The sequence below is a fragment of the Mucilaginibacter sp. PPCGB 2223 genome, assembly GCF_001705515.1.
In the GTDB taxonomy this organism is placed as follows: domain Bacteria; phylum Bacteroidota; class Bacteroidia; order Sphingobacteriales; family Sphingobacteriaceae; genus Mucilaginibacter.
The window spans coordinates 125,639-144,951 of sequence record NZ_MDJS01000004.1; the positions used below are offsets into that span (position 1 = coordinate 125,639).

11 protein-coding genes are annotated in these 19,313 nt (G+C 46.0%); 3 read left to right on the forward strand and 8 right to left on the reverse strand.

Annotation, left to right across the window (positions count from 1 at the left end):
- Positions 1 to 4 precede the first annotated feature (4 nt).
- The 5 genes from BEL04_RS18890 to BEL04_RS24445 form a co-directional block, all read right to left on the reverse strand.
- On the reverse strand, positions 5 to 6,046 hold the full coding sequence (locus BEL04_RS18890; protein WP_066006394.1) for a hypothetical protein: 6,042 nt from the start codon (positions 6,044 to 6,046) through the stop codon (positions 5 to 7).
- Positions 6,047 to 6,085: 39 nt separating this feature from the next.
- A complete protein-coding gene (locus tag BEL04_RS18895) occupies positions 6,086 to 8,275 on the reverse strand; it encodes a hypothetical protein (RefSeq protein ID WP_066006396.1) in 2,190 nt (729 codons plus the stop codon).
- Positions 8,276 to 8,356: 81 nt separating this feature from the next.
- Positions 8,357 to 10,246, reverse strand: a complete 1,890-nt coding sequence (locus BEL04_RS18900; RefSeq protein WP_066006398.1) for a hypothetical protein — start codon at positions 10,244 to 10,246, stop codon at positions 8,357 to 8,359.
- Positions 10,243 to 11,637: a hypothetical protein gene (locus BEL04_RS18905; RefSeq protein WP_139113111.1), complete on the reverse strand. Its 1,395-nt coding sequence runs from the start codon at positions 11,635 to 11,637 to the stop codon at positions 10,243 to 10,245. Before BEL04_RS18905 ends, BEL04_RS18900 begins: the two co-directional genes overlap by 4 nt.
- Positions 11,638 to 11,914: 277 nt before the next feature.
- Positions 11,915 to 12,064 (reverse strand): hypothetical protein, encoded by a 150-nt coding sequence (locus tag BEL04_RS24445; RefSeq protein ID WP_175404114.1) that lies wholly within the window; start codon positions 12,062 to 12,064, stop codon positions 11,915 to 11,917.
- Positions 12,065 to 12,178: 114 nt separating this feature from the next.
- On the opposite strand from BEL04_RS24445, the gene BEL04_RS18910 reads away from it, so the two are divergent.
- Both BEL04_RS18910 and BEL04_RS18915 read left to right on the forward strand, forming a co-directional pair.
- On the forward strand, positions 12,179 to 13,282 hold the full coding sequence (locus tag BEL04_RS18910) for a sensor histidine kinase (protein WP_066006402.1): 1,104 nt from the start codon (positions 12,179 to 12,181) through the stop codon (positions 13,280 to 13,282).
- Positions 13,263 to 13,997, forward strand: a complete 735-nt coding sequence (locus BEL04_RS18915; RefSeq protein ID WP_066006404.1) for a LytTR family DNA-binding domain-containing protein — start codon at positions 13,263 to 13,265, stop codon at positions 13,995 to 13,997. Before BEL04_RS18910 ends, BEL04_RS18915 begins: the two co-directional genes overlap by 20 nt.
- 6 nt (positions 13,998 to 14,003) lie before the next feature.
- Here BEL04_RS18915 and BEL04_RS18920 read toward each other — a convergent pair whose 3' ends face one another.
- Positions 14,004 to 17,051: a lantibiotic dehydratase gene (locus tag BEL04_RS18920; RefSeq protein ID WP_066006406.1), complete on the reverse strand. Its 3,048-nt coding sequence runs from the start codon at positions 17,049 to 17,051 to the stop codon at positions 14,004 to 14,006.
- Between the two features lie 137 nt (positions 17,052 to 17,188).
- On the opposite strand from BEL04_RS18920, the gene BEL04_RS18925 reads away from it, so the two are divergent.
- Positions 17,189 to 18,343, forward strand: a complete 1,155-nt coding sequence (locus BEL04_RS18925; RefSeq protein WP_066007279.1) for an acetamidase/formamidase family protein — start codon at positions 17,189 to 17,191, stop codon at positions 18,341 to 18,343.
- A 9-nt stretch (positions 18,344 to 18,352) separates the two neighbouring features.
- Here the strand turns inward: BEL04_RS18925 and BEL04_RS18930 are convergent, their stop codons facing one another.
- Together BEL04_RS18930 and BEL04_RS18935 are read right to left on the reverse strand one after the other, a co-directional pair.
- Positions 18,353 to 18,805 (reverse strand): hypothetical protein, encoded by a 453-nt coding sequence (locus tag BEL04_RS18930; RefSeq protein WP_066006408.1) that lies wholly within the window; start codon positions 18,803 to 18,805, stop codon positions 18,353 to 18,355.
- A 33-nt stretch (positions 18,806 to 18,838) separates the two neighbouring features.
- Complete coding sequence (locus BEL04_RS18935; RefSeq protein WP_139113112.1) at positions 18,839 to 19,309, reverse strand: DUF6702 family protein; 471 nt, start codon at positions 19,307 to 19,309, stop codon at positions 18,839 to 18,841.
- Between the last annotated feature and the right edge of the window lie 4 nt (positions 19,310 to 19,313).

The following is a 19,313-nucleotide window of genomic DNA, read 5'->3' on the forward strand; positions in this document are numbered from 1 at the left end:
TCCCTTAAAGTGTTTTCCGGTACGATGACCGGCTCTCTTTCAGTGTCATTATCCCCCGTTCCGTTTCTTTTTTAACCCGCACCAGCAAACCTTCCTCGTCGTATTCATAAAAAGTGGCAAAACCATTTTCGTCTATTTCTGCCATCAGGCGCATATTTTTATCGTTGTAGGCGTAAGTTTTCAGGTGCGAATTAAAAGGGTGCATCCTGATATCATCGATATGCACATTGGATGTCGTAGGAGATACCTGCATCGTAAACGGAGTGCTTAACATAAAGCTGCCCAATGTAAATGTACCTTCAACCAGTTTCCAGCCTTCAACGGTAGCTTTACGCGTCAGGGTAACCGGGCTGCCGTTAATCGTTACCGAGATATGGGTCGCAGTATCCATTGGCAAGCCATCTTTTACCCAGGCATTAAAAATGTAGGCTTTACCTGTTCCCGGTTCAAAGCCATGCGGGTACAAACCATCGATGGCATTACGGGTGATGTATTGCATACTGCCATCGAAGCCCAGGTAAGCAGCCACTTTTTGTGTTTGATTATGGATTTTAGATATCAGCCCCATTCCGCCCGACGGCAACAGTATCGAGTAATTACCGGTGTGCGATACGCTGCTATCCACCATCTGCTTGATCGTTAGCCCTCCCGATCCGATAAACTCTTCCGGGCAGCTACTTGTGCCTGTGCTTGCTACCGTACCCGGCGCAAACTTGGTATCCTCAAAGCCATTCGCATAAATTTCCTTACTCATCGCGTTTGATGCTACTGCCGAGGGCAGCTCGCCGTTGAAATCAAACTTTGCAGCGCTGTACCTGCCCAGGGCATCCTTGTTTTCCAGTTGCTGCCCGTATTTATCATACAAAGTCACCGTATTGGCTATCGTCCACCGGGTAGCTGCGGTATTTACTATCCATTTGCCGGTGGCACCATAGTACCAGTAGGCATAAAAACTATTGATATAACCCGCGTTCTTCACATCGACGGCATTGTTTGCCGGGTTAAAAACATCGTTATACTTGCGGCTTTGCTGGTAAACCATACTTTGGTACAAGCGCCAGTTACCTAAAAAGCCTTCAACATAAGGGTTAAGCACATAGTTATTGGTATCGGGCGGTGGCACGCCATCGCCGCCATAGCCGGATGTTGGCGGGTTTAGGCAGCGGAGCAGTGGTTGGCCCCAATATTCATCATAAGTTGTGGCCGAAGCATTGATCACTTTTAATGCAGTCAGATCGGTGTTGAGAGTCAGCCTTAAAACATTGTTCTGGATAGGGTTATTCAAACAAACCACGCTGGCCGTTCCGGCGCTTAGTATATTGCGGTAACCGGAGCGAACGATCTTAACCATCGCCGGTGCAAGCACTTTAATGTTCCCGGCACTGTCGATCAGTTTTTTACTATTGCCTGATGTGCCTATAGCCGCGTTATCGATCACCCAGTAGCGCCTTGTGCCGGTAACCGTATTGTTAATATTGGCTATCTCATCCCCGGCATGCAGATAGTTGCTGTAACTGCCCAATACTTCGCCGTTGCTGTTGGTGCTAAAATCTTTCATCACCACGCCAAGGTTTTGACAGGCGAGCCCCATCCCGTCATAAGCCCAATAGGCCGGCAGGTTAACCGAGTAAATATCTTTATCAAACTCGTTTTGCGTTCGCGTAACCAGGGGTTCGCCCGTTAAACCATCATAAGCAATATTTTGGGTAGTTATGCTCGATCCATTTTCGGTTTTAATCACCTTATCGACTATACCATAATAGGTGCTCACCTTTACCGCGCAGGCCGAACGGAACAGTTTATCTTCATTATTATCGGCCAACGGCCAGTGCGGGATAAATAAAGGTATGATCGCCAGCGGGGTCAAGTCTCCGCCGAAACCAATCGATTGTCCCCGGTTACGTGTTTCGTCTTCCCTGAAATCGGTAAAAAACTCGATGTCACGACCAATAACCCGTGCCGTGTCTAACCGCCCGTTGCTGCGGATAATATCGACCTTGTTTTTAAGCCGCATTTCGCCGGCACTGCTGTTTTCGGCGTTGTAGTAATAGGCTGTCGACGATATTTCGGCGCCCGCCTGGTTAAGCACGCGTGTTGCTTTTTGTTTGCCGTGCATATCGTTCAGTTCGATACTGTACCCTTGCGACATGCACATTTCATCAACACTTACGCCGCCGATAAACGAAAGGAAGTTAGCAGGCTTGTTCTCGTTTTTCTGCATAGGCAACACATGCACCTGCACCGGGAAATCCTTAGCGGTATAAAATTCGTCGACTATAAAACCTGTCTTGGGGTTCGCATCCACCGAACCGTCTTTATTCAGATCGCGCACGGTAACCTTGCTGTACACCACCGATGGCGCCGGGAAGAACGATTCGCCGAAAGGCTCCTCCAGCTGGTAAAAATTATCGAGCGCGCCGTTAATATGCTCAACATAAGGCACCGGTTGTTTCAGCGGGTTCTCGTCGCTGCCTACGGCTGGCTCGTAAGCCGCCACACCGCTGCTGATGGTTTGCCCATCCTCGGTTGTGGTATAGCTATAGGCTTGCCCGTAGGCCCCGGCAGATGCCGCCGAATTGCCCGACATGGTGGCCCAATCATCGCTGATCTGTATTTTCTGCACCCGTATGCCGCCGCCCAATTTAAAGCCGTCGGCCTTGGTGAGCCTGATGAAGCTTTTACCTAAATTAACTGTAGATGCGTATCCGCGGCTGCGCGCCTTGTCGTAAAAGTTCTCGCGCAGTTCGTCCAGGTTACCTATCGCATGAAAAACAGCGAGCAGCGCTTTGATGATGTCGGTTTTGCCGTCGCCATCCTTTGTCCGGGTATCAAAACCGGGATAAGCATAGCGCGGATACTCGTTTTTCATACGCTGCCAGGCCGCCATAATAATCGGGTTGGCGCTTACATTTTCATCGGTGGCGTTGGCAAAAAACACTTTAGCGGTATTACCGCTGATAGTCGCACTCGATACCTGCGCATAACAAGGCACAAAATCGTAATCCTTGCCGCCGCTTTCGCTCAGATCCGTCGATACTTTGACATACAGTTTGGTATACAGGTAGTCCGACCCATTCAGGTACTTTCGTTTAAACCAGTCTGTATAATCAGTAGTCCCTGCAGGCGGTACCGAATCGATGTGGAACGCCAGCCCCTGTGCGCTGCTTAAATGAGTCGAATCGATCACGGTGCCGCCCGAATCAATCAGTTGCGGCGCACGCTGCATTATCATAGCGCGTTTGTTTTGCACATAAGCGTAATCGTCCGATTCGTAGGTTACCCTGATCACGCCACCCGTCGGTAAGGTGATCTGATCGAGGTGCCATGAAGCCGCGTATTTGGATATGGTATCGCGGTTAGCTTGTCCGGTGTAAGGGAACTCGTCGTTTTTTAACAGGGTGCTGCCAGCGGGGTTAGGTTTGTAAATACCCCAGCGGTCGGTGCTCATGTCTTTATAATGAACATTTTGCCCGTTGCTGGTATTGTAAGCGAACTGGTAGGGGTGATATTTGCCTTTGTCGACGTTGCCGTATTCGAACCATACCTTCTTTAATGTCAGTTTGCCGCCGGCGGTGGAGTTAGGTACGCCCGGGCATAGCTCATAGCTGTATTCAAACTTGACAACTTTGATGGGTTTGCTCCTGTCGGCTTTCGAGTATAGCCTGATCTCCCGTAAACATTTCTGGTGCACACCGCTGATACGCACCCCGGAAGCATTGACGCCAAGCGCGTCGGCCCTGTCCTGGGTAATAAAGTAGGCAACTTTGGTTTTCGTTTCTATCGAGCTGATATAGCACAGCTCCTTTTCGCCGTAAACTACGCTGGCCTTATCATCAAGCGCATCGGCCAGCATGCATTTGTTTAATGTAGCCTGGCTAAAAGGCGTGCGCCAGCAAAACTTTTCGATCTTCGAATAGTTGAATTTAATCGCAGTCCCCAGGTCATCATCGGTAACACCGTCACCGGTCTTATCCACATAATCGGGCGAGAGAATTTCGGTCAATAAAAAGCTCGATGCATAAGCCGGCTGCGTTTCGCGATGGTAATAGTTATCGATGCTGTTGTTAAACTGATAGGATGAGTTGCGGGGCGCAGCGCCTATGGCCGCCGCCGATACCAGGCTGTTTGAGTTTAAAGTATAATTACTCCCGATAGCATACGAGTATTCCTGCTGTGTGAGGTTATAAACCGGCATACCGTATACCATCCGTTTGCCGCCATCGTCGGTTACAGTTATCTCCGATATATGATGAGGTTTGCGGTAGCCACTGTCTCTCGCTACTAACGAATCTGCTACGGGCCGATGATTGGCCGGTGGAGAGAAAGGTGTACTTGTACTGTAATTATTAAAGGGGTAATAGGATATTCTCCTGTCAAAACCGGCTTTTGATGCTTCCTTAGCTGTTTGGTAAGTGATGACCGTGCGATTGATTTGCCGGTGCCGCTTTTGGATGGTATCGCTTACATTGCTTAAAAAACTATTACCGTTGGTAAGCAGCGCCGCGTTGGCTGTTTTACCGGCAATACTGATAGCTATGGGCTGAGTACCATGCAGCTTACTGAATACCATATCTGAGTCTTCGAGCGTCTTTTCGCCCACCTGTTTAAAATAAACGTGCTGCGCCGAAGGGTTGGTTAACGAGGCATCCTGAAAATCGCCCTTGGTTAAATAATCGTTGTCGCCTGTCCACTTACGGGTGGTCGACCGGGTTTCCTGTTTAAATAAGGTAACACCGCCATGCGCATAAGCGCCAAAACCAGCGTCGAAACCGAGTGTATGCTGGGTAGTAGTATCGCCTGCGGTATTATCAAAATACGCACCGGTACCGCCGCGGTACAGCCTGAACTGCCCGCTGCCGCCCTGGCTGGTATAGGTAAACAGGTCGGGGGTTGAAACAGGCAGCGCAAGGTTGGGCAACTCGGGGATGATCGGGTTTTCTTTTTCGCGGATAAAATCCATTACAGCACGCGGGTTATCCTTACCGCGCTCGGCATATAAAAAACCATATTCCGGGTTTCTGTGGGCAGGGGCAGCTACAGCACGTATGCTCCGGTAACCGGTATACCCGCCGCCAAGAAAAAAAGGACCGACGTTACCACCACCATCAAAGCTGAAGGAGTCGTACTGCGTAGTATAGGGTATTTCTATTTTAGGTGTGATGGGTTCGGTATTGAACGAGATGAATGAGCCGCCTGCATTTAAGTTGGCGCCTGTAGTTTCGTATTCTGATGTTACTTTACCTTTATCGTCTACTTCCTTTTTTACTTTCGAATAATTAAAGCTCGAACCCAGTGTCAAATCTTTCATGCCCGAGCGGGTATTGTATCCCAGCGAAGCGTTCAAGCCGGCTTTTACAGTCTGGTCGTGTTTGGCCTTTTCGCTTAGCGACATGGAAATATTCGGACTAACATCAACACCCGATGCAGTGCCCGATGTAATACCAAGCCCCAGGCTGGTTGTCAAGGGCCCGTCGTTAGCCATACTGATGGATATGCCGGCGTTGGCGCTTACATCGGCACCGATACCGGTATAGTTATCGCTAAAAATCCCAAGGCTCAAAGTTCCGTTAAAGCTGATCGGGTGGCCCGGGCCTTTTTTACTCGAATCGGACGAGCCATTACCGAATAGCTCGGCTTTAGCGCTTATACGGGTACCAACGGTTATCTTCGGTTTAGTATAATGATAAGTTTCCACTTCGTCGCCGGCGAGGTCATCAGGTACGCCCCTTACCTGCCGGTTGATGGCTCCGGGGTTAAGGCTCCAGCCCAGGCCCACCCAACTGGCCTCATCGTCCATACCGGTGCCTGATGCGTAGTTCAGATTAATAGGATACCCGTCGATATCCAGCAGGGGTATGTTGTATTTAAAATCGCCGGTCTCCAGGTCGACCATGTCCGACACACCCGCCGGCTGAAAGCCCTGGGCTTCGGGCTGGACGGGGCCTGAGGTTAATGCCAGCGCAACAGAGGGAGCCAGGGTATTAAAAATAAAGACGAGTAGTAATACTATTGCTATTTTCCTGACTTTGGTAAACCTGTATCCCATAAAATATCTGTTATATATCGATGTTTATCCCGCCTGTTGTTATTGCTTATCTTTCTGAGCAGCTTTAAGTAATCCAGCCATCTGTTTTTTCAGCTCATCAATCTCCTGCTGCCTTGCCTTATCCTGTTTATCCTTCTCAATCAGATAAAGCGTTAGCTCTTCCACTTTCTTTAGTAACAGCTTGTTCATCTCGCCAAGGTTCTGGCCGTCTTTCTCTACCTCGGCAGCCGATGGTATTTCGGGCAGGTGCTGGTTTTTGTCGATATAGCTCTTTACATCGGTTAAAGGCATTAGCTGGTAATCCTTTTTAAAAACATAATCGCTCCACGACCCCTGTAACTGAACCGTCATGCTTTCGGCTACAGCCTTACCGGCTACGGCAAATTTGTAGCTTTTGGGGTCGGTAGCTCCGATAACTACACTGCCCTGGTTTGTAATCCGCATACGTTCGGCATTCGCGGTATTATCGTAAAAGCGGTATGCACCAGCTGTATTTTGTACAGACCAGCTATAATTTGAATTAGAGTTGTCGATAAGCGCATAGGTAGGATTGGGATTCGTTACCTGAACAGTTCCGCCAACAACATCAAGCTTGGTTGCAGGGCTTGCTGTGCCGATGCCAACATTGCCCGCGTTTGTCCCGGTAAGAATCGTCAGATAATCGCCGTTGCGAAATCCGGCTGCAGCCGATATTTTGAATTTACTGTCATCGCCGTTATCAAGCCCCATAATAGCGCCTCTTACACTGCTCACATCAAAATGCACCAGCGGGCTGCCACCGCTTGCCCCTCCGGATGATATGAATAAAGAAGCATCTGCTGTTGTTGATGCATTGTTAACATTACCGATATAAGCCATAGTACCTGTACCGGCTGATCCGTTGATGTGCAGATTAGCCGTAGGGTATGCTATACCGATACCTACATTGCCATTAGCTAAAATATCCATTGCCGGCGTCGTAAAAGTAGTACCAAACGCCTCTGTAGACGGGGTAAATTCAAGTCCGCCGACATTGTAATTTGTACCGATAATCCAGTCTTTTGTCAAACCGGATAATTCCCTGAACATCAATGCCTGGCCGCCTATTCCTGAAAGCCTGCCCTGGATTTGATATAATCCTGACCCACCTGATGAGACATCTAACTGATAGGCTGGTGTTGTTGTACCAATGCCTACATAGCCCTGATCGTTGATATTTAACCGCCGGTTACCTTGCCCGTCGGCAAGGATTATGTTGTTTGACAGAGATGACGTTAAACCCGTAACATTACCGACAATGGTATTATAATTTCCTGTTGTTATGCCTGAAGTATTAGGCCACGATGAACCGATGACGGTGTTACGGCTACCGGTCATGCCCACCCCCGCATAGCCGCCTATCATCGTATTGTAGGCTCCGGTAATATCAGTACCCGCGTAGGCACCAATAGCGGTATTAAAATCACTCGACTGGTTAGAAAACAAGGTTTGATTACCCAGGGCAGTATTATAACTTCCGGTAGTTGTGCTATTTAGGGCACCGTAACCTGCTATCGCGGTATTACCGCTTCCGGTAGTAACGTTTATCCCTACGCTTGTTGCACCAGCCAAGAAATTAGCAAAACCACTGGTTAAGGAATTTCCAGTGCTGCCGATAGCAACGTTTTGATAGCTTGTTGACGTGGGTAACGCATTTTGGTTGCCGAGATAGTAAGACCCACCTGAAGTAGCACCAAACTTAAACCCGTTAATTGAGCCTCCAATATTTAGATCATTGGAGATACTTGTTGATCCTGTTACCTGCAACGCATGGACACCATCATCGGTTGCTCCTTTGATGATCACATTTTGCCCTGCGGGGTTAAGATATAAACCCGCACTTACGTTCGACTGGATGGTAAACCTGGGATCGTATGACGAGCCCGTATTAAGGCTATAATTACCAATAAAGCCTATATTATTAGTGCCGTTAAAAACTGATAATCCAGCCCCGCCTCCGGTACCGCTGGTATTACCAATAACGTAAATATTATTAGATGTGCCGGTATTTCCTATCGCCAGATTACCCGTTACCGATGCAGGGCCTGTAACCTGTAATTTTGCCCCCGATGTGTTATCAGTTGTCGAACCGACAAGCACATTGCCGCCGGTGTAATAGATATTACCCGAGGCACTCGTCCACTGCGCGTACGAAAAGCCGGTTACAGAAATTATCGCTATAAAAGTTAAGCAAAGCTTCTTCATCATCATATAGTTTAAATTGTAATGATATATTCTAAAAAACAACATGACTCACGCGGCAAACTGCTGTTCGGAATCAGGAATAGCTATTTATTTATTCTGCTTATTTTCCAATTTTTCAAGGCGCTCTTCCACCAATTTCAACTGCTTATCCTTCTCGATCAAATAAAGCGTCAGCTCTTCCACTTTCTTAAGTAACAGCTTGTTCATCTCACCCAGGTTCTGGCCGTCTTTTTCGACTTCGGCTGCCGAAGGGATTTCGGGCAGGTGCGCATTTTTATCGATATAGGTTTTTACTTCCGAAAGCGAGGGTAGCGAATAATCCTTCTTAAATACATAATCAGGCCAGTTGGCTTGCAGTTTCACGGTCATGCTTTCGGCAACGGCGTTTCCGGCAACGGCAAGTTTGTAACCTTTGGGGTCGGTGGTGCCAATGCCTACATTTCCATTTGGAAACAGGATGTTCCCTATTGATGCACCGCTTCTGTTAATCTGCATTGCCGTAGTCTCAATGCCGTAGGCATCGTCGAGTGCTTGAATCTCAAAATCATTTGATGACCTGCCAATAACCCTCCACACTTTTGCATTTGTGCCCCCGTTTGTGGCGTCGAGCAGCAATTGAGGGTAGGAAGGGCTTTTAACCTGTATACCACTTGTTAGTGGGTTTGTATCTGAACCTTGCACTTCAAGTCGGGACTGTGGGCTGGTTGTACCTATGCCTACATTGCCAAACGGATCAAGTGCCATGGCTGTCAGCACATCAGCACTGGCACCAAATCGGTTAAACCGCAAGCCTCCGTCTGAATGTTCCATGAGGGAGTAACCGGCTGTGGCAGTATTATACTGCAATAACCTCAATTGGGCTACATCGCTGGTAGCTTGTAACGTTAACAAGGCGCTTGGCGAACTATTACCTATACCCACCTTGCCGTTAACAATGGTCATTTTTAGATAATTAGCTAAATCAGACTCGCTAAGGTTATAATCTGAACCACCTGTACTGGCCCCACTGTAAAAATTGATAGCACCTAAATTTCCGCCTGAGTTATCCATCTTTATCGCACTGAAATAATTAGACCCTCCGTCGCCGGTTACTGTATAGGTACCATCGCTATTTGCTTTTAATGCACCACCTAACGTTAGGTTAGTATAATTGTTAAGAGGGCTCCTTATCGAAGATATATAGCCGTAATGTTGCATTGAGATCACACCATTAACATCCAGTTTCGTATTAGGTGATGTTGTCCCGATACCAAGATTGCCCAGGTTATTGATAACCATCCTGTTATTGCCCTGCCCGTCGGCAAGGATAATGTGATTGCTCACATCGCCTATGCTCGTGTTTTGGCCTATAATGACATTATAACTTCCTGTTAAAATACCCTGGCCGGAAGCCCTGCCTAAGAGCGTATTAAATGAACCGGTTGTTAACTGACCTGCACTACCGTGGCCGAATGCAGAGTTATATTGACCGGATGTAGTTGTATAGGCAACCTGTCCGTTCCCAACAAAAGTGTTGTAACTGCCGGTAAGCTGTATCCCCACAGCATACCCAAGTGCAATGTTATCATTGGTGCTGCCAGATGTTGATGATAGTGCCGAATTACCGATACCAATATTATTCGAGCCCGATACATTGGTCACTAATGCATTATAACCAATAGCAGTATTGTTTATACCGGTGCTGTTGCCGGATAACGCTCCGTACCCTAATGCCGCATTGCTAAGCTGGCTGCCTCCACCTATGCCTATTTTAAAATTGGTACTCAAAAAAATGTTGTCTGCGGTAAATGTTTTATCACCTGCTATGGTTTGCGTCCCTGTGGTGATGTGCCCATCCTGAGTCGCGCTTGCAGGCTGTGAGCTGATAACGCCTGTACTGCTATTGTAAATAATAGGCGGTGTTGCCGATATAGTTTGTGCATGGGTTACGCCGGCTGCACAGGCCGCAACGGATAAGGCTAAAAATATCTTTTTCATTGTGCTTTGGTTTTTTGTTGTAATGCAGTCATCATGCTGGCCATTTGTTGTTTAAGCTCATCAATTTGTTTTTGCTGTGATTGAAGCAACGCTTCCTTTTCTTTGTCCTGTTTATCCTTCTCTATCAGGTAAAGCGTCAGCTCTTCCACTTTTTTCATTAACAGCGTGTTCATCTGCCCCAGGTTTATCCCTGTTTTGGCAAGCTGCCCGGCAGTTGGCACTTCGGGTAAATGTTGATTCTGATCGATATAAGCTTTTAACTTGGCAAGGGTAGGCAGCGAGAAATCTTTTTTAAATACATAATCGGGCCAGTTGGCCTGCAGGTCCACTGTCATCGATTCGGCAATACCGTCGCCGGCAACAGCAAGTTTATAGCCTTTCGGGTCGGTGGTGCCGATGGCTACGTTACCCGACGAATTGACAAAAAGCCCCAACGTACCCGAGTTGCTATACAGGCTTATCGTACTGCCCTGAAGTTCGAGCGGAATATTGGCACTCGATGCGTCGTTATATGCGTCTAACCTTACCGACCCGCTACCTGTACCTCCGTCAATTCCTAAATTAACATTGGTATTTAACCGGGTTTGAAACTTTGCACCGGCATATGGCGTCGTAGTTCCAATGGCTACATTGCCATTGTTTTTTACCACCATGGTTGTTGCAGCCGGACTGCCCGTTTGGAAGTTAATATCAGCATTGGTAGCTACCATGTTAAGGCTGATACCGCCTCCGCCGTTCCATGTTGATGACGTACTGTTAACCGACAGGCCTGCAATATTTGCCCCGGCGTTCTGTAATATCATATTGGCGCCAGCAGGGCTGTTTAGTGTCAATAAAGCTACCTGATCGGTTGTGCCTATACTCACTGCCGAATTGGTAAATATATTCTCGCCCACCCAGCGCGTGTTCCATAAATTTGTACCTATAGCTCCGCCTGAACCTGAAGACACAAGTTCGAACCCTGAAATACTTACATAAGTTTGCCCGCTTTGCACGGCTGTCACCGTCAGGCGCCAATACCTTGCAGACAGGTTGACATTGTGCGCCGGATTAAGGCTGGTATTGCTTGTCACGGTAACATCGGTTGTCCAGGTTGCCGCGTCATTGCTATGCTCTATAGTATAGCCTACCGGGATAAATCTGCTATCGGCAGCGAACCACGAGCCGAATGTTACAACAGATACAGGTAATGATGCACCGAGGTCAACCGTAAGGCTCTGCCCGACCTGAAGCGATGTCAGCGCCGAAAAATTACGCCCGATAGCGCCGCCGCTGAAATTAGTACCTGTAGTAGTTAACGTTCCCGACGGGGCCAGGTCAAAAAATGTACTTTGCGCTTTTAAATATAACGCAGCAAGGCAAAACATGCACAGCACGAATAGTTTCTTCATGGGTTAAGTAAATTGAATAAAGAAAAAACAAAGGGAACACCACGCCGCGGAACAGAAGTTTGGGGAAAACCGACAGTCTCCGCAGAGCTATTTTAATACTTCTTAAAAATAGGAAGTTTATGTTAAATATCAAATACAATATAAAATATTTGATACCGGGCCAATGCAACTTAAAAGGTTATTTTAATTGATATTAGCTTTAATAAAGTATCTTTATAAAAGAAAAGGCCGCGAACAAATTCACAGCCTTTTACTTGACAGGGGAAAGGTTGGTGCATTACCAACCATTATTCATTATACCGGTCAGGATAACTGTTGTTGGGGTTGTCGGATCGGTGTCACCGTCTCGTTTGATGTTTTTCACTTGTTGATAATAGTGAATTGCTTTTACTTTTGGGATGTTAAGTTTAGCGTTTGTCTTTTTCATGATGCAATAGTTTAATTTTTGATTAAATTACATCAGCCAATGAGGGGCATGAAATTTATTACACCAACGAATAGTTGATAACGACAAAATTTAAGTTAAGGGGCAATTATTAAGATGAAATCGATACGATTCATAGGTTCTAAACTTCTTGCATTAAGGTGGCACTTGCTGTTTTGGGCGCTATTTATTACTTATGAAACGATAGTGGCCTATTATACCACCGGAGCGTTTTCAAAAATAATAGACTATATCACATTCTATATCATCAACATCGCTTTATTTTATCTGACCGCGGCTATCATCGTCAAAAACTCCGTTGCCGGAAAGCCCGACTATTTCAAAATTGCGCTTTATATTTTATTGGAGATGTTTGTGTATATCGCTATAAAATATTACGTCCCATTACTATATGTTGCAATGGGTATTTATAAACCTAATCAAAAAATACTCACATTCTCCGCTTCTTTAACAGGTGCGATATTTCGCGGCATATATTTTATAGGTTTTGCTACCGCTTATGCATTTATGAGGGTTACTCTGGTTTCCTGGAGGAGAATCAGCGAGCTCGATAAGCAATCGCTGCAAAACCGCCTCGAACAGGAAATGCTGCAAAAAAACCTGCTGGCATCGCAATATGCATTTTTAAAGGCCCAGGTAAACCCGCATTTCCTTTTTAATATGCTGAGTTTTTTGCACAGCCAGGTTTACAAATACTCCGAAGACCTGGGCGATCAAATCATCCACCTGGCTGATTTGATGCGGTACGCCTTTACCGAACCCGAAAGCGATGGCAAAGTTGACCTGGCTGCCGAAATTGCACATATCGACAACTACCTGTCGCTTAACAAAACCCGCTTTAATGATAAGATCTATTTAAATTTTACAACCGTTGGTGACATCGACAACATACGGATCATTCCCCTGGTATTGATCACCATTATCGAAAACGTATTTAAGTATGGCGACCTGTCTGATCCCCAAAACCCTGCCGAGATTAATATTGATGTTACTGATGACCAGTTGCACCTGCACATCAGTAACAAAAAAACAAAACGCAACCATGCCTTCTCATCAGGCATAGGCATGGTAAATGTACAGAAAAGACTGGACCAGACTTACCCCGGCCGTTACGAAATTAAAATAGATCAGGACGAACGACACTACCGATTAGATTTATTGATAAAAGTCCCCGAAAACAATGAAGTGTTATATAATTGACGATGAACAACATGCCATAGACATATTAAGCAACTATATTACCAAGGTACCCGGGCTAAAATTAGCCGGGGCAGCAACCGACCCGATGAACGGCATCCTGCAGCTTAAAGCAGATCCATCGGTGGATGTTGTTTTTTTGGACATCGATATGCCCAACATATCAGGCATAGAAGCCATTGAGCTTTTGCCCGATAAAATGCCTATTATATTTACAACTGCTTTCAGTAACTACGCAGTTGATGCTTTTGAACATAATGCTGTCGACTTTTTATTGAAACCGATATCGTTCTCAAAGTTTTTAAAGGGAGTAGAAAAACTGGAACGTTTTATCAACAGCCGAATGAAAGATATGGTACATAACGATCAGTCGTCAATGTTCATCAACCCAGGTGTAAGGGGGAAAGTTATCCAGGTACATTTCTCCGAAGTACTATACATCGAAGGATTAAAAAACTACGTGATTATTTATACCGATAAAGGCGGCAAGTACATTACTTATCTAACTATGAATGAGATGATTTCGGCCCTGCCCGAAACTAAATTTATCAGGGTGCATAAATCATACATAGTTAGTGTACATAAAATACAATCGGTAGAGGGTAATACCATCCACCTACCGGCCCATATACAATTGCCGCTGGGCTATACCTATAAGGAGGATTTTATGGCCCTGATTGATAACATTACCGTTAAAACAGGACGTAAACAATCCTGAGAAATCTTAATTCGTTTTTACCGAACGGGCAATTACGGCCTGTAAATGCTTATACAGGCAATGATAAACTATGAGCTCCTGATAGCGTTGCTCGTCAGGGAAAAGCCTGTTCAAATGCATGTGTATAATATCAACAACCAGTTGCGTTTTGCGGGTTTCGCTAAAATTACCGGCTTTATCAATAATAGCATTAATGGTTTGATACAACTGCAGGTTCAGGCCGGCTAATTTTAATTTTTTATAATAAAATTCGCTATCGTTCAATAATTGAATTATCTCGTCCCTTAAAACCCTGTATTTTTTATCAAGCGAAAACTTCAGGGATTTTGTATCCTTATGCTCAAGCAAAAACGATTGGGCAGCACCTTGTGCAAAATTCATCTGCGCCGTTACATCAGCAAAAAAAATAGCGATAATCTCTGCCACCGAAACGATTGCCATACTGTGGTAACTGTGCTTAAAATCTGGATTGCACGCTTTCTTCAGATAATGAATAATCAGGTTACTGCTCGCTTCAAATACTTCCTCCACATCTTCGATAATATCTGCTCCGTACCGCTCCAGTTCCCTGCGGTAAACGTCGGCGCGGTACTCCTGTATCAACTGGTAACGAACGTCGACAGCCAGCTTAGCCTTTAATATTGTCAGTATTTTACCCAAATACTCTTCCTTAACAAAAATGCGCAGGCGGATATGCGGTGCTGTATCTACATATCTTACAAAAAACCACGATTCGATCTGTCCGCTCAGTAAGCGCAACACCGGTAATATTTTTTTTACCAGCAATTCGTTGGCCCGCAATGGCGAGCAATAAATTTTAAAGTAAATCCACTTACTCCCGGTAATAAATTCGCGTGTCTGTTTAATCGGCAGCTGTCGCTGGGCAGGCAGCGCTTTATACGAGCTTTTTGATGCCAGTAAAATAGTAATGAACTGATTGACCATCGGTTTCATATCCTGGTCGGTTATTTTTTCATCGTAGACCATCAGGTGTTCAGTAATTTTCACACTACTTTCAGCCCTGATACAATCGATAAAAAAAATGATCTGCTTTTCATCTTCCAGATCGAATATCAGTTGCTGATCCGACCGGCCAACTGCAATATGTCTTGGCCATGAATGCTCTGTCTTAAATTGCCTTACTTTTTTTACAGCATTTATGGCGTCGGCCTGCGTAAGGGCCTTAATTTCAATTTCAGAAAGATACCATTTGGCCAGGCACAAAATGGTTTGCTTATAAGTTACCCGGGGATAAAACTGCATCCCAGGGAACATGGTTTCCAGGTCGAGCGTAACATTGGAGCCGATGCCCTGGTGCTGCATGTCGGCCAAAAACCTGAAGAGACTCAGCTGATGGTTCTGATAATTATACGCCGAGCTCAATCTGGGTATAACACGCTTTCTCAGTTTCAGCGATTCGATGACCAGTTCATCGTTGACAACCGATAATACCAGATCGTTAAGCTGTATTTGTTGATCACCTGTTAAAACAAAAGGCGAGTTTATGGCAAGTTCATAATCGTACACAGGCAACCTGCGGTTGATATTATCAACGTGATGATCGGACAGCTGGTTCAGCTCGGCAAAAACTACCTCCGGGTTGGCTCGCTGTTCGTGCCTGGCTATTTCGGCAGCAATGGCTTTTACCGAGGTGCTTAACAAAGTAAAGCGACCTATTAATGCCGTAGCCGAGGCACCTCCTGCGGCCTCTATATAAACCATATTACCGTATATCCTGAACATTACGGACATAGACGGCGGCATAGGCAATACAGGGCTCTGCGCCAGGCCTGCAAGATCATTATCATCAATTACGATCTCCACCGCATTTAAGGCATTCCATTTTTTTAAAAACAGGCGGTGTGCCGCCGACCAGGATATCTTTCCAGGTGTTGCCGGACCGTCGTCGATAGGCATATCCTGGAGCAGCGGGTTATTGGTATCCGCATTGAGCGATGTACCATAAGGTATCCCCGTTTCAGGGTCGAGCGCTTGCAGTAACGGGATTTTCTGAAGTTCGAACCGGGCCTTAAACTGCCTTTTAAAATCAGTCACTGCACCTGGCTCTCCCTGTATACATAAAACCTGCAGGCATTGCAAAGCTTCGCGCAATTGCTGCTGGTAACCGATGCCGACAGTACCGGTTACCGGCCGTTCCAGGTTAGCATAAAGCAGTTGGGCAGGTACCTTTGCGCCGTCTGCTGATAGTACATCTGTTACCTGTTTGGTGTATAATTCAATACCGTTCAGATCAGGAAATTTAATCTTATCCAGTTGTTTAAGCAGGAGATCCAACTGTCGTTTTGCACTCGTTTTTAATGTAGTGCTGCCGAGCAGCCGGTGCAGATAATCTTCACCCAGGATAGTTGTGCTATATCCCGAAATGATGATCTGCTCGTTAATCAGGAAGTGCAAATACTCAATAGCATCTTCATCGCTGCAATCGGCATTGGCTTTAATGTAATTGATGATATTTCGATAACGCTCTGCCCCCTGTGCTAAAAACAGTAATAGCTTTTTGGTAAAACCATTTGCTTCGAATGATTCCAGCCTGTATGACGTTTTACCGGTTTCGGTTGCGGTAAGTGTTTTGATATACCGAAACTCGCGGTTAAGTTTATAAAGCGTTGGGTTGCTAAAAAATAAATCTTCAGTCAAGCCTTTGTCCAGCAGTGTTCGGGAGAGCCTGGCCGTAATATGCTGATCGGGCAAAAGCTTTAATTGCCATACGTTTTCCCCGGTCAGTTGTATTTTGGTTGGGCCCTCTCCGTATTTTACGGTACCGAACGACGAAAATGCACCAAATGGCGTCGGCCTGAAGCTCATCCGGTTATAGTACTTGCATAAAGTTAGCCGTTCTTTGCTGGTCAATGAGCTCACCTCAAAGCCCGCTATCTCAAGCCGGTGATAAAAATCGGGGCTGGCAAGGTATATCGTTTGTTTAAACCACTCCGTCTGCAACAGGCTATCTAAATTATCATAGCTATATTGCCTATAGCTAAGTAACGGGCAGCGCAATATTAAATCGGGCAAAAAATCAAAATCCTGGGCCATAGGCAAATAAAAGGTTCCTATAAAAATAAGTCTTATTTATTTCTATTTGATAAACTATGATACCAGAAGGTTACCGATTAAATGAAAGATTTTTGATACACAAAAAATACCGGGTGTTTTATAACTATATTGGTGACATGAACCAACTGACCGGAAACGAAAACCCACGCCGCAACTTTTTAAAAACTGCCGCAAAGGGCAGCGCCGTTGTACTGTCTTTAAGCGGAATTGCAGCCAGGGCGGTGGCTGCCGATGAAATTCTCAATAACAATCCAGTTCCTCCTGCCATCAAACCCGACCACGTGGTGCGCTCCATTCCCGAAAACATGGTTTGGGGATATTATGGCGCCGATGTGCCGCCCGTTGCCAAAGTGAAGGACGGTGACATCGTAGAAATACAAACCATTAACACCACCGGCATTACCCGCCGCGACCCAGAGGCTTTTTTTAAGGAAAACAATCTGCCGATTGATGAGCAGGCGCAGGATATCATAGCCATTTATAAAAATGTAAAACCCGAGCCATCCGGCCTCACCGGGCACATGCTTACCGGGCCGGTCTATATCGAAGGCGCTGAACCAGGCGATACCTTAGAGGTTAGAATACTGGATGTTATCCCTCGCAGCGGCTATGGTGTAAATGCCGTTTGGCCAAAGGGCGGCGACCTGCCCGATGCTGTCACTACGCGCCAAAACTTTGTTTACAAATACGATACTAAAAAGCATACAGCTTCATTTAAACCCGGCGTGGAGATTCCTATCAAACCTTTTATGGGCGTGATGGCTGTTTCGCCGGCACCTGAGAAAGGCCGTGTAAGCTCCATCCCACCCGGCCCATACGGTGGTAATATGGATTTGAAACACCTTGTAAAAGGCACTACGCTCTATCTGCCGGTATCCGCCAAAGGCGCGTTGTTTACAACCGGCGATTGCCATGCCGGGCAGGGTAACGGCGAAATAAGCGGTGTAGCTATCGAAGCTTCGCTTACGCTGATTGTGAAATTTATCGTCCGCAAGGATATGCACATCACACACGTCCGCGCCGAAACGCCGACACATTTTATCGCCCTCGGCCTCGACCCCGACCTGGCTACTGCCATGAAAAATGCAGCCACGCAGGCAACAAGCTTTATTAGGGATGAATTGGGCTTTACCTTTAACGAAGCACTGTCCATCTGCAGCACCGGTGTGGATTTTGAAGTGACCCAGGTGGTCGATAAAACCTTAGGTGTACATGCCATGATCCCTAAATCGATATTCACCAATAAGAAGTTTGAATACTGGAAAGTGTAAAACAATCAATCAATGCGGCGGGTTAACATTCGCCGTATCGCTTTCATAACAATGCCGCTCAATAATATAATCCAGCAGGGGTTTATTAAAAGTGAGTTGTTCGGGGTTGGGAGTAGTGTGCCTTACTTCTTTTTTACCAAAATCAACCTGCACCGCATACCCCGGCGTATTGGTAATTTTGTTCGGCTTTGTGAAGGATAAATAAACAATTTTATTTTTCACGCTGTCTATCTCCGGCCTGACTGCCAATGCCTGCTTATCTATCGGGGCCGACCTGAGCAGCAGGATCATTAAACTATCGCATGATAGTTTAACGTAAGCCTCGTTGGCGGCTAAAATGCTTTGCCGTGTTACACTATCATCCGTTTTCAGCGAGTCGGTTGTTAAAGCCGGTTTATTTTTTGATGGCCCGCAGCCTGCACAAAGTGCTGCAAGTATAATTGCCGGTAGTATTTTTTTCATTGATGATAACTTATAGTTGTTAATTCTTCTTTTTCAAAACACACGTGTCACTTTCCTGTCCGGATAATCAATCTTACTGCTCTGGCGTTTGCCGTTCACGGTGATGTGCACAATGTTCGATTGATCATTATACAAATCATACAGCAGGCTTACCTCGGCTTCGATACCCTTCAAATCAGCGATTGGTACCGTCGATTCGTAATACACATTCACAATTTCTTTTGCATGTTCAAAACCGATATAAGCCAAGGCAGCAGGCTTGCTATTGGCTTTGACCTGCAAATGACCGAGGGTATATTTCTTCACCGGTTCTTCCATCGCGTTGTGCAAAGCTGGTAAGGTCAGGTCGATTTTACTTCCGGATTGTTTAGCGAGCGCAGCCTCAAAATCGTCGGTAAAAATACTGCAGATCACTTCCAGTTTATGGCTCCTGGGGTTCAGGTTAATATCAACCGTGCTTACATGCAGCGGATGCCTTAATGCGGAAACCGGTTTTACAGGCATCAAA

What these genes read in the sequence shown, in the direction of transcription:
- BEL04_RS18890 (WP_066006394.1), bottom strand. Translation starts at nt 6,046, where the DNA reads ATGGGATACAGGTTTACCAAAGTCAGGAAAATAGCAATAGTATTACTA.
- BEL04_RS18895 (WP_066006396.1), bottom strand. Translation starts at nt 8,275, where the DNA reads ATGATGATGAAGAAGCTTTGCTTAACTTTTATAGCGATAATTTCTGTA.
- BEL04_RS18900 (WP_066006398.1), bottom strand. Translation starts at nt 10,246, where the DNA reads ATGAAAAAGATATTTTTAGCCTTATCCGTTGCGGCCTGTGCAGCCGGC.
- BEL04_RS18905 (WP_139113111.1), bottom strand. Translation starts at nt 11,637, where the DNA reads ATGAAGAAACTATTCGTGCTGTGCATGTTTTGCCTTGCTGCGTTATAT.
- BEL04_RS24445 (WP_175404114.1), bottom strand. Translation starts at nt 12,064, where the DNA reads ATGAAAAAGACAAACGCTAAACTTAACATCCCAAAAGTAAAAGCAATT.
- BEL04_RS18910 (WP_066006402.1), top strand. Translation starts at nt 12,179, where the DNA reads ATGAAATCGATACGATTCATAGGTTCTAAACTTCTTGCATTAAGGTGG.
- BEL04_RS18915 (WP_066006404.1), top strand. Translation starts at nt 13,263, where the DNA reads ATGAAGTGTTATATAATTGACGATGAACAACATGCCATAGACATATTA.
- BEL04_RS18920 (WP_066006406.1), bottom strand. Translation starts at nt 17,051, where the DNA reads ATGGCCCAGGATTTTGATTTTTTGCCCGATTTAATATTGCGCTGCCCG.
- BEL04_RS18925 (WP_066007279.1), top strand. Translation starts at nt 17,189, where the DNA reads ATGAACCAACTGACCGGAAACGAAAACCCACGCCGCAACTTTTTAAAA.
- BEL04_RS18930 (WP_066006408.1), bottom strand. Translation starts at nt 18,805, where the DNA reads ATGAAAAAAATACTACCGGCAATTATACTTGCAGCACTTTGTGCAGGC.
- BEL04_RS18935 (WP_139113112.1), bottom strand. Translation starts at nt 19,309, where the DNA reads ATGCCTGTAAAACCGGTTTCCGCATTAAGGCATCCGCTGCATGTAAGC.